At 60.6% G+C, this 11,331-nt stretch carries 7 protein-coding genes; 3 read left to right on the top strand and 4 right to left on the bottom strand.

Going from position 1 to position 11,331, the window contains the following annotated elements; genetic code table 11:
- Positions 1-20: 20 nt before the first annotated feature.
- The gene (locus ASC85_RS01450; protein WP_057447952.1) at positions 21-1,643 is read left to right on the top strand and encodes an acyl-CoA synthetase; all 1,623 of its coding nucleotides are present in this window, start codon (positions 21-23) and stop codon (positions 1,641-1,643) included.
- 163 nt (positions 1,644-1,806) lie between these two features.
- Positions 1,807-3,579: an acyl-CoA dehydrogenase C-terminal domain-containing protein gene (locus tag ASC85_RS01445; RefSeq protein WP_057447951.1), complete on the top strand. Its 1,773-nt coding sequence runs from the start codon at positions 1,807-1,809 to the stop codon at positions 3,577-3,579.
- 96 nt (positions 3,580-3,675) lie between these two features.
- On the opposite strand, the gene ASC85_RS01440 is transcribed toward ASC85_RS01445, so the two are convergent.
- Positions 3,676-6,699, bottom strand: a complete 3,024-nt coding sequence (locus ASC85_RS01440; RefSeq protein WP_057447950.1) for an EAL domain-containing protein — start codon at positions 6,697-6,699, stop codon at positions 3,676-3,678.
- A complete protein-coding gene (locus ASC85_RS01435) occupies positions 6,687-7,706 on the bottom strand; it encodes a substrate-binding domain-containing protein (protein WP_057447949.1) in 1,020 nt (339 codons plus the stop codon). The genes ASC85_RS01440 and ASC85_RS01435 overlap by 13 nt, the downstream gene beginning before the upstream one ends.
- A 735-nt stretch (positions 7,707-8,441) precedes the next feature.
- Here ASC85_RS01435 and ASC85_RS32010 point away from each other — a divergent pair.
- Positions 8,442-8,582, top strand: a complete 141-nt coding sequence (locus ASC85_RS32010) for a hypothetical protein (protein WP_156395600.1) — start codon at positions 8,442-8,444, stop codon at positions 8,580-8,582.
- A 393-nt stretch (positions 8,583-8,975) separates the two neighbouring features.
- Here the strand turns inward: ASC85_RS32010 and ASC85_RS01425 are convergent, their stop codons facing one another.
- Together ASC85_RS01425 and ASC85_RS01420 are read right to left on the bottom strand one after the other, a co-directional pair.
- Positions 8,976-10,718: an OPT family oligopeptide transporter gene (locus ASC85_RS01425; RefSeq protein ID WP_057447947.1), complete on the bottom strand. Its 1,743-nt coding sequence runs from the start codon at positions 10,716-10,718 to the stop codon at positions 8,976-8,978.
- 198 nt (positions 10,719-10,916) lie between these two features.
- Positions 10,917-11,324 carry a VOC family protein gene (locus ASC85_RS01420; RefSeq protein WP_057447946.1) on the bottom strand — a complete coding sequence of 136 codons (408 nt, stop codon included), beginning with the start codon at positions 11,322-11,324 and terminating at the stop codon, positions 10,917-10,919.
- Between the last annotated feature and the right edge of the window lie 7 nt (positions 11,325-11,331).

Here is an 11,331-nt window from a genome sequence, read left to right as displayed (position 1 = left end):
AGCCACCGGGTACCCCAGCCATGTCCATCTACGAGCAAGGTCTTGCGCCAACTGGCGTCAACCACATCGCCCTGACACCCCTGAGCTTCATCGAGCGCACCGCAAGCGTCTATCCCGATTACCCAGCCGTGATCCACGGCTCGATCCGGCGCACCTGGGCCGACACCTACAGCCGCTGCCGGCGCCTCGCCTCAGCCCTGGCCGGACGCGGCATCGGTAAAAACGACACGGTGGCGGTCATGCTGCCGAATATTCCGGCCATGCTTGAAGCGCATTTCGGTGTGCCGATGATCGGAGCGGTGCTCAACGCCCTCAACGTACGCCTGGATGCCGAGGCCATCGCATTCATGCTGGCCCATGGCGAAGCCAAGGTGTTGATCGCCGACCGTGAGTTCCATGACGTGGTACAAGCGGCCATCGGCATGCTCGACCACCCGCCCCTGGTGATCGACCTTGACGATCCGGAGTACGGCGAAGGCCAGGCAAACAGTGAACTGGACTACGAGGCGTTTCTTGCCGAGGGCGACCCGAACTTCGCCTGGCAGTGGCCAGACGATGAATGGCAGGCCATTTCCCTGAACTACACCTCTGGCACCACGGGCAACCCCAAAGGCGTGGTCTATCACCACCGCGGCGCCTACCTCAATTCCCTGGGCAACCAGATGACGTGGGCCATGGGCAATCACCCGGTGTACCTCTGGACGTTGCCGATGTTCCACTGCAACGGCTGGTGCTACCCCTGGACCGTGACGGCCCTGGCCGGCGTCCATGTGTTCCTGCGCCGGGTCGATCCGCAAAAAATCCTCAACCTGATTCGCGAGCATCAGATCACCCATCTTTGCGGTGCGCCCATTGTGCTCAACGCCCTGGTGAACATGCCCGACTCGGCCAAGGCCGCGATCGATCATCCGGTCAGTGCCATGGTTGCAGGAGCGGCGCCACCGGCCAAGGTGATTGGCGCTGTCGAGGAAATGGGCATCAAGGTCACCCACGTCTACGGTCTGACCGAGGTCTACGGGCCAGTAACTCTCTGCGCCTGGCACGCGGCCTGGGATGAGCTGCCGCTGGAACAGCGAGCCCAGATCAAGGCTCGCCAAGGCGTACGCTACCCTACCCTGGAAGGGTTGATGGTGGCCGATCCAAGGACGCTCGAACCAACGCCTCATGACGGCCAGACCATCGGTGAAATCTTCATGCGCGGCAATACCGTGATGAAGGGCTACCTGAAAAACCCCAGCGCCACCGCCGAAGCCTTTGAAGGCGGCTGGTTCCACACCGGCGACTTGGCCGTCACCCATGCCGATGGCTATGTGGAAATCCGCGACCGGCTCAAGGACATCATCATTTCCGGTGGCGAGAACATCTCCACTATCGAACTGGAAGGCGTGCTCTATCGACACCCGGCCGTTCTGGAAGCCGCCGTGGTGGCCCGTCCTGACGAAAAATGGGGAGAAACCCCCTGCGCCTTCATCACCCTGAAATCCGACCGTGAAGAGGTGCACGAAGCCGAGATCATCAGCTTCTGTCGCGAGCACCTGGCAGGTTTCAAGGTGCCGCGCACGGTAATCTTCACCCAATTGCCCAAGACTTCCACCGGCAAGATCCAGAAGTTCGTACTGCGCGACATGGCGAAAAATCTCTAGCCCGAACGCCAAAAAACCCCAGGTATCGCTGACAGCCCCGGCGTCTCACCGGCCGTCTCGTGGGCCGGCGAGCACCCGCACGTCAGCGGTGCCTGGGATCGTGATCCGTGAACCGCGCAACTGCGGCCATCCAACCTCCTTTCCTTGCATGAGGCTCATTGCAATGCCCGAATTCAACGCCCCGTTGCGCGACATGCGTTTTGTCCTGCACGAAGTCTTCAACGCACCGAACCTCTGGGCCCGCCTGCCCGCGCTGGCGAATACTGTCGATGCCGCCACCGCCGATGCGATTCTCGAAGAAGCCGCCAAAGTCACCCATAACCTGATCTTTCCACTCAACCGCAGCGGCGACGAAGAAGGTGCCCAGTGGCACGACGGCCAGGTCAGCACGCCGAGCGGCTTCAAGGCAGCGTATTCGACCTACATCGACGGCGGCTGGGTTGGCCTGAGCGGCAACCCGGCCTATGGCGGCATGGGGATGCCAAAGATGCTCGCCGTACAGTTCGAAGAAATGCTCTACGCCGCCAACTCCAGCTTCGCCCTGTACTCGGCGCTGAGTTCCGGCGCCTGCCTGGCCATCGACGCCCACGCCAGCGAAGCACTCAAGGCTCTGTACCTGCCGCCGATGTACGAGGGTCGCTGGGCCGGCTCAATGTGTCTTACCGAAGCCCATGCCGGCACCGACCTGGGCATCATTCGCACCCGTGCCGAACCCCAGGCGGATGGCAGCTACCAGATCACCGGCAGCAAGATCTTCATCACCGGCGGTGAGCAGGACCTGACGGAAAACATCATTCACCTGGTCCTGGCCAAGCTGCCGGATGCGCCCGCCGGGCCCAAGGGCATCTCGCTGTTCCTGGTACCGAAAATCCACGTTGATGCGCAGGGTACGCTTGGGGAGGCCAACGCCGTCAGCTGCGGTTCGATCGAACACAAGATGGGCATCAAGGCCTCGGCCACTTGCGTGATGAATTTCGACGGTGCCAGTGGCTGGCTGATCGGCGAGGCCAACAAGGGGTTGGCGGCGATGTTCACCATGATGAACTACGAGCGACTATCCATTGGCATCCAGGGCATTGGCTGCGCCGAAGCCTCGTACCAGAACGCCCGCCGCTATGCCCAGGAACGCATCCAGAGCCGGTCCCCCGCAGGCGCCCAGGCCAAGGACAAAATTGCCGACCCGATCATCGTCCATCCCGACGTGCGCCGCATGCTGCTCAGCATGAAAGCCATGACCGAGGGCGGCCGGGCCTTCGCCTGCTACGTCGGCCAGCAACTGGACCTGGCCAAGTTCTGCGACCACCCCCAGGAGCGACACGACGCCGAAGCCTTGGTGGCCCTGCTGACCCCTGTGGCCAAGGCGTTCTTCACCGACACTGGACTGGACAGTTGCATCCATGGCCAACAGGTATTCGGCGGCCACGGCTACATCCGCGAATGGGGCCAGGAACAACTGGTACGCGATGTGCGCATCGCTCAAATCTATGAAGGCACCAACGGCATCCAGGCCCTCGATCTGCTGGGGCGCAAAGTAGTGGGCAACGGCGGCGTGGCCCTGCGCCTGTTCGCCACTCAGATCCGTGACTTCGCATACCTGCCCGGCGCCGCCTATGCCGCCGAGCTGCTGGACGCCGTGCAACGCCTGGAAAACCTCAGCGACTGGCTGCAGCAACAGGCCAGCCTCGATCCCCACGCCATCGGCAGCGCGTGCGTCGAGTACCTGCACCTGTTCGGCTACGTCGCTTACGCGTACATGTGGGCACGCATGGCCCAGACAGCCGAACACCAACACGCCACAGACCCTGCGTTCTATGGCGCAAAGCTGGGCACCGCGCGCTTCTACTTCAGCCGTCTGCTGCCGCGCATCCTCAGCCTGGAACAAAGCATCCGCGCCGGCAGCCCGTCACTGCTGCAACTGCAACCCGAACAGTTCTGAGGCCGGATAACACCGAACACCTGCACGCCCGTGTGGGTGTTCGCGCCTGATTGCAGGCTTGGCCGGCACAGCAGCGCGCTACCGCACGTTGCGTCATCAGCGCCCGGACATTGGACCGTTCGGGCGTTTTGCACCGCGTTTTTTTTGCCTGACCGAACCAGGGTTGGCAAGGCGGCTTGGTTCAGATACTCCGGACGTACGCAGTAACCGGCTGATTTCCTGCGCACTGACCGCCTTGCTGAAAAAGTGCCCCTGGATTTCATCGCAGCCGTTTTCACGCAGGAAGGTTTGCTGCTCCTGGGTTTCGACACCTTCGGCAATGACCTTGAGATTCAGCTTGTGCCCCAACGAAATCACGGCAGTGGCGATGGCTTTGTCGTTCTCGTTGTCGGGTAGATCTCGCACGAAAGACTGATCGATCTTGAGCCTCGCGATCGGGAAGCTTTTCAATGCGGCGAGGCTGGAATAGCCGGTGCCGAAGTCGTCGATCGAAAGGCTGATCCCCATGGCTTGCAGGGCCTTCATTTTGCTGATGGCTTGCTGAAGGTCTTGCATGATCAGGCTTTCGGTCAGCTCCAGCTCGAGGTACATCGGGTCCAATCCGGTTTCCTGCAAGGCATGCATCACCCGGTCGATCAGGTCCCTTTCGATGAACTGGCGGGCCGAGATGTTCACCGACATGGTGATCGGTGGCCAGCCGGCATCCTGCCACGCCTTGTTCTGTCTGCAGGCGGTATGAATCACCCAGTCGCCGATGGGCACGATCAGCCCGGTCTCTTCGGCCTGGGGAATGAATTTGATGGGAGAGACCATGCCGAGCTCGGGATGCTGCCAACGGATCAATGCCTCCACGCCGATGATCTGGCCTGACTGCAAATCCACCTGTGGCTGGTACAACAGCAGGAACTCGTCGTTGTTGAGGGCGCTTCGCAGCCCGTCTTGCATGGCGAGCTTGCCCTGGACCTTGTTATTCATCTCGCTCGTATAGAACTGGAAGCTGTTGCGCCCCAGCTCCTTGGCCCGGTACATGGCGGCGTCCGCATTGCTGAGCAACGTGTCGGTATCGCCGCCGTCGGCCGGGTATGTGGCCAGTCCCATGCTGCAGGTGACGTGGAGCGTATGGCCGCTCAGTTGAATCGGCCGCAGGATGGCTTCCTGGATTTTGTGCAGGACTGGCGTCACGCCGTCCAGGTCCGAGGGCTGGTCGAACAGGATGATCACAAACTCGTCGCCACCCAGTCGCACGACGGTGTCGGTACGCCGTACACACCCCAGCAGGCGCTGGGCGACGGTTTTCAGCAGTTCGTCCCCGGCACTGTGCCCAAGGCTGTCATTCACCAGTTTGAACTTGTCCAGGTCGAGGAACACCACTGTCACCAGCCGGTTGTAGCGCTGGGCATAAAGCATCGCCTGCTTGAGGCGGTCTTCGAGCAGCGTGCGATTCGGCAGCCCGGTCAGTGCATCATGGTCGCCCATGAAGCGAATGCGTTTTTCGGTCAGTTGGCGTTCTATCGCAATGCCGGCAAGCGGTGTCGCCAGGTCGATCAGTTGTGTCTCGGCCGCGCTGGGGCTGCGCACGGTGTTGGCATACAAGGCAAACGTACCCAAGACCTTTCGCTCATGGGACAGGATCGGCGTCGACCAGCAGGCGCGAAACCCATAGGGCGCAACGAGTGAACGGTATGCTTCCCATAGTGGATCCTGCTCGATGTCCGTGACGATGACCGGCTCTCGTCGATACGCCGAGGTGCCACATGAACCGACGTTCGGACCGATTTCAATTCCGTCGATGAGCTGGCAGTAGGCTTTCGGCAAACTGGGAGCAGCCCCATGCAGCAGGTGCTTGCCCTCCTCGTCCAGCAGCAGGATGGACACTTTCATGCCCTCCAGTTGGGACTCGACCAGGTGCGCCAGGCTGTCGAGCACCTCTGCAAGCTCGGTGCTCCTGGCGATCAGTTCCAGGACATGACCTTGTCCGGTACGGATGATCGCTTCTTGTTCCAATCGGTCGTTTTGCACGGCAAGCCGCTCTGTGGCGATACTCAATTGAGCCGTTCTTTTCTCCAGCTGAAGCCGGTCTTCGAGAAATTGATTCACCGCCCGCGCCATGTTGCCGATCTCGTCCTTTCCATGGTCGGCCATCATCAAATGCGTTTTGTCCGTGTGTTCCTGACGCAATTGCCGGCTAATTTCATTCAGGCGCACGAGCACATGACGGCCCATGAAAACCCGGGTCACGAACCAGGCGAACACCAGGCTGGCGCCCAACATGATCAGCACCCATTGCTGGCTGCGATTCGAGGCCTCGACCAGACGCTGCACCGCTTCGCGATAGTCTTGGGTGTAGGCGTTCGATTGCGTACGGGCAACCGCGACGAGGACCCCGGCCTCATTCTTGAGTTGCTCATTGAAGCGCTGCAGGACGTTATGTTGATCGATGAGCGTCTGGCGCAGGGAGAAGAGATCCGGCGTCTGCACATCAGCGTCGGATAACGCGCCTGCGGGGCGTGGCAGGCGCTCATATCGGGCCCGCAGCCGTTGCACGGCCTCACTGTCAATCGCCTGCGGCAGATCGAAAAGCAGCACCGCCAGTTCCAGGCTGGCCCGGGTCTGGGTCGCCGTCAATCGGGCGGTACGGTCCTCCAGGGCCTGCTCGAAGGTGACTTCGGTTTGCAGCAGGCTTTCTCGCAGCTGCGCAACGATGTTGGCGGTATTGCGGAACATCTGACTCGACTGATGCATGTCGAGTATCGCCACGCCACTGTTTGCGGCAGTCAGTTGCTGCACCAGTTGATCGAGGGCTTCAAGCTGCTCGACGGTCGCCGCATAGCTTGAACGCAGGATGTCGGGGGAACGGGTGGTCAGAAGCTGGTCGGTCTGGCGTTCGATCAGCAAGGTGTGCTGCACCATGTCTTGCCCATTTTGCATGCGGACCAGTCGTTCATCCGTCAGCTGGCGAGTGGCGTTGTTTGAGGTGCGCAGCGCGTAGACCGCCGTAGCACCACCTGCCAGGATCAGCAGCGCCAGCGTCAGGAACGCCAGGGTGAATTGTGCGCGCAGCGATTGTGGCAAGAGCTTGCGTCCAAACCGGGAAGTCATATCCAACGTCAGGGATTCCATTGGTGGCGATAGATGTCTCGATAGCCATTGTCAGGATCGTACTGGAATTTTTTCCCGCCATCGAAGGCGATATTGTCGTTATTGACCAAGTGAATCGGCGCGACGAAGCCGCTCACTGGCTGACCTGCAAACAGCCGGTTCAATTCATCCATCACTTGCCAGCCATGCTGGTTGAGCGGCTCGGCCACAGTCACGGTCTGGTAGGTCTTTGCCTGTATGCGCAGGAAAGCCGAAGCGCTGCCGTCACCGGCAGACAACAGACTGATGCCATCACTGGGTATGGCGGCGCTGGTCAGCGAGGCAATCGAGTAGTCGAAATAGATGTCATTGATAGCCAACGCATGGGTCCAGCGCTTGCCATAGCGCTGAAGCAGTTCCTTGGTGATCGCCGGCATCTTCTCGCCACTTTCGGAGATCGCCACATCGCGCACCTCCAGCAACGTACATTCACGACAGGCCCGAATGACGTCTTCCATGGCCTTGGCTTTCGCCATGGCAATGCTGTACTTGGAGTCGGTCAGGATGACCACGCCGGCGCGTCCGTTTGACTGCGCCACTGCCGCCATGGCCGTGAGGCGCGCCACTTCAAGCGGGTCGGTGGTGACGTTCATGGCCACCGGCGTACCGTCAATCGGCCCCGGGCGTACTCCGGCGTGCCAGCCAACCACCGGTACCTCCTTGTTGGCGAAGAGCAGCAGCGCTGCCTTGTTCTCAAGGGCATCGGAGCCACACAGGATAAGGCCGTCGGGCTTCGCGGCCAGGGCATCGGAGAACGCCTTTGCGCGTCCGGCCGATGAGCCGGCACCATCGAATATCTTCAGCGTCCAGCCCAACGCGCTGGCGGCCTCCCGTGCACCCTGCGCGACACCGACAATGCCTCCGTTACGCAAATCTTCTGCGACAAGCGCGATGCTCTTGCCCCGCTGGGCCTGCGGGCCAGATTCAGGGCCGCTCCAGCGAACGGCGCCAAGGGTGGCCTTGGAAACGATTTCCTGCGCTTGAATCACCGTAACCGTGGTGTTTTCGAGCCCCGCTGCGGTTGTCAGGTCCTGGCTGTATGCGCAAGTTGTCGTGAAAAGACAGGAAACCGTTATTGAAGCCATCCGGAGTAACGAGGATCTTGGAAACCTGGGCCCAATCGAACAGGTTCGATCACCGCATGTGATGCCGTGTCTGGGGCCGGTGGTGCGATCAATGTCTGGCATGACGTCCCTTTTTGCCAAGAATGCAGTGTTCCGAAAGAATAGTCGGTTCTGCTGCCATCAGCTCCTTTATGGGCAAAGGGAATTTCCAGCGGGAGCGAGCCCGTTCCCACAGGTTTCGTTTCTTAACTGAGCGGCATTTTCCCTTATCCCATCCTTTTCCTTTTTAACGCCTGAATATCGGTGCCTGCAGGCTATCCCGAGCGCTCCTCAAAGCGTCTACTACAGCCGCCATGGCGCCAACTTATTGGCAGAAAAACCAACCCGATAAAAATAAATTAATACAGTGACGGTTTCCCGACGCACGGTACCCATGTGCCATTGCTGGGGGTTCAAATCGAAGCTCATCATCCACAGGCAACCCCCGCAAAACGTTTAGGCCGCCGACCTGGACTACAGGAAGTAATCAATCGCATCACTCAATGGAGCGACACCGAGATGATGACTGTCTATTTTGTTGTGATGACGATCTGCAGTGGCTTCGAAGGCTGTGTCGATGAACGACAACCAGGGCCAACCTTTGCTTCCAAGGCAATGTGCATGGAGACGGCCAGAGTCATGGCGCCGCGCAAAGGGGTGAAGTTCAAGTGTCGCAAAGAACGTACATTGGTGGTCCATGAGACACTGCCGGTAGAAGGTTACGGCAAGATTGTCTCCACCAAGACCGCGGGCCAGCCTTAGCAATTTGACCTCGTCGCCAACGCCCCCCAGCTTTCGTGGACTGAGCGGTCTTGGGGCTGCTCACCGGGCCTTGAACCAGCCGATAGGGAGATCAATTGGCAACACAGCCCCTTGCCCAGAGCATGTGTCCGGCCCAAATCTTGTGCTCGACTAAATCGGCGGCAATCTCCATGAAGGCGTCCTCGACATACTTGGCCGCGGGGCTGACCCGCCTGTTCGCAGGGAAGACCTGAACCAGAGGGCTTGGCAGGCTCAATTGCTGCTTAGGTGTGTGTATATCCGTTGCTGCGGTAACGGCCGCTGGCGGAACCCTAAGTAGCCGTAACCGCAGCAACGGATATACACACCCACCCTGAAATACGCTACGACCGTGCTTCGATATAGTTGCTCCCCTTACCCATCCCCAAGCATCTGCCACAACGACGCCCCCACCCCGGTAATACTCTCCCCGGCAATCAACCCCGCCGCCGCGGTGATGGCGAAGCGTTCCGTAAGGCTCGGCCAACGACAGCTCACCAGCCACGTCAGCACCGCACCGAGGGCCATCATCAGCGACACCGAGGCCGGCAAGACAAAGGCCAGGCCCAAGGCCGCCGTGCTTGGCAGGTAGCGGGCCCGATGCGCCGGCAGCAGGCTGTCGAGGATTCCCAACAACAAGCCGACCAGGCCGCCGATGAAAATCGCCCAGCGGATGCTCGCTGACAATGAATCCAGGCCCAGGGTCAAGGTTTGTGCCACAGCCTTCCAGGTAGCCACTGCCGGGGCCGGCCACTCTTCGGTGAGCAGCATGGTTTGCGGGTCCGGGATCAGAGCCAGGTAAGCCAACACCCCGACGATGCTACCGACGAAAATCCCCAGGGTCTGGGCGATCAACTGCTTGCGCGGCGTGGCGCCAATCGCCCGGCCTACCTTGAAGTCGTTCATCAAATCGGTGCACTGCCCGGCCGAACCACCGGCGGTGTTGGCGCTCATCAGGTTGATCGGCACCTGCCCTGGCGCGACGATGCCGAAACTCAACTGAGACAATTGGCCGATGGCCCCGATCGGCGGAATGCCCGTGGCGCCGACCACTCGGGCGGCCACCGCCGCCAGGCAGATCGCCAAGGGAATGGTCAACAGGGCCATCCACGGGTTGATGCCGAACAACAGCACTTGCAGGCTCACCACCAGGATGATCGACAGTACAAAACCGGTGGCAGGCCCAGGCTTGGGTATCGTCCAGATCGCCCCGCCGTCCGCCTTGGTAGACCGGTGCAATGCCCACAAGCGAATCGCCAACGAGGCCAGGGTCGAGCAGACCATCAGGCTCACCCCCGGCCAGAGCAACCACTCCACCAGCGCCGCGAACTGCGGGCCGCTGCTGCCGTGCGGCAACCGCACCAAGCCTTGTTCCAGCAACCACGGCGCCAACCCACCCCACGCCAGCAAGGCACCGAGCAGCAAAGTCAGGCCCACGCGAATACCGATGATGCCGCCGAACCCCACCAACAACAGCGAAGGGTCGGCGGTAAACGTCAGGCGCTCCAATTGGGCACTTGGAGACCAGCGCGGGATGGCCCACATGAAGGTGTCGACCGCCTTGACCAGCCCGGACAGCAACGCGGCGCTGAGCAGCACCTTCAAGCGCGTCGCGGCTTCGTGGCCGTGGTTGTAGATATGCAGCAGGGTTTCCAGGGTCGCCATGCCCTCGGGAAATTTCAGCGCCTTGTCATTGAGCAGTGAGGGGCGCAGGTACCAGGCAATCCAAATCCCCAGGAAACTCACCGAAAAGACCCAGGCCACCATGGGAATGGCGTCCAACTGCTGGCCGGTCAGCAAGGTGTAGGCCGGGATGGGCGCGACCAGCCCACCGGAAATGATCGACGCAGCGGCAGAGGCCACGGTCTGGTTGATGTTGCTTTCGTGCAGTGTCCAGGGCAGTCGACCCACCGATCGACTCGCCAAGCCTTGCCAGATGCCATAGCCAACCAGCAAGGCAATGATCGACATATTGAACGACCAGCCGATCTTCAACCCGGCATAGACATTGGAAGGTGTCAGCAGGATACCGAGGACGATTCCCGTACTGACCGCACGTGGACTGAGCTCGCGTTCGACGGCGGCGTTCAAGGGGAATGTGGACGAGGTTGGATGCATGCGAAATCCTTGTCGGCACTGGAGGGCAGCCGCCAGATCCAGACTGATCCCTTGTGGGAGCGAGCTTGCTCGCTCCCACAGGAGCACTTAAAACGGCAACTTAATAAGTGAACGCAGTATTGGCGCAAGGTTCACCCGACAGAGGCAAACCCTGGAGCGTGCTCATCCGAGTCGTCCATCCATGGGGCTGCGCTCGACTTATTTTCCCCCCTCGCAATTGACCATCCAGGCAATCCCGAAACGGTCTTCGAACATGGCAAAGCGTTCCGCCCAAAAGGTCTTCTCCAGGGGCATGTACACGCTGCCACCTGCACTCAAGCCACTAAACAGCCGCTCGGCCTCCTCCACGCTGTCGACGTTGAGGGAAACCGACACGCCTTGCGGCTTGCGAAACGGCTGGCCTGGCGGGCAATCGGAGGCCATCAGGCTGAAAGCACCGACGGTCAGGCAAGTGTGCATGATCAGGTTGGGATCCTTGGGCATCCCGGTTTCCTCGGGGGCCTCGGCAAAAGACATGGAAAACAGATCGCCGCCCAGTACCTCCTTATAGAAGGCGAAGGCTTGCTTGCAGTTACCGTTGAAGGTCAGGTAAGGAATGATTCTCATGGTAGGG

Source organism: Pseudomonas sp. Root401 (assembly GCF_001425105.1).
In the GTDB taxonomy this organism is placed as follows: Bacteria; Pseudomonadota; Gammaproteobacteria; order Pseudomonadales; family Pseudomonadaceae; genus Aquipseudomonas; species Aquipseudomonas brassicacearum.
The sequence above is the reverse complement of the archived record's forward strand: the minus strand, read 5'-3'. Positions and strand labels throughout refer to the sequence as shown.

Coding starts and splice junctions, on each gene's coding strand:
- ASC85_RS01445 (WP_057447951.1), top strand. CDS start 1,807: ATGCCCGAATTCAACGCCCCGTTGCGCGACATGCGTTTTGTCCTGCAC.
- ASC85_RS01440 (WP_057447950.1), bottom strand. CDS start 6,699: ATGGAATCCCTGACGTTGGATATGACTTCCCGGTTTGGACGCAAGCTC.
- ASC85_RS32010 (WP_156395600.1), top strand. CDS start 8,442: ATGGAGACGGCCAGAGTCATGGCGCCGCGCAAAGGGGTGAAGTTCAAG.
- ASC85_RS01425 (WP_057447947.1), bottom strand. CDS start 10,718: ATGCATCCAACCTCGTCCACATTCCCCTTGAACGCCGCCGTCGAACGC.
- ASC85_RS01420 (WP_057447946.1), bottom strand. CDS start 11,324: ATGAGAATCATTCCTTACCTGACCTTCAACGGTAACTGCAAGCAAGCC.
- ASC85_RS01450 (WP_057447952.1), top strand. CDS start 21: ATGTCCATCTACGAGCAAGGTCTTGCGCCAACTGGCGTCAACCACATC.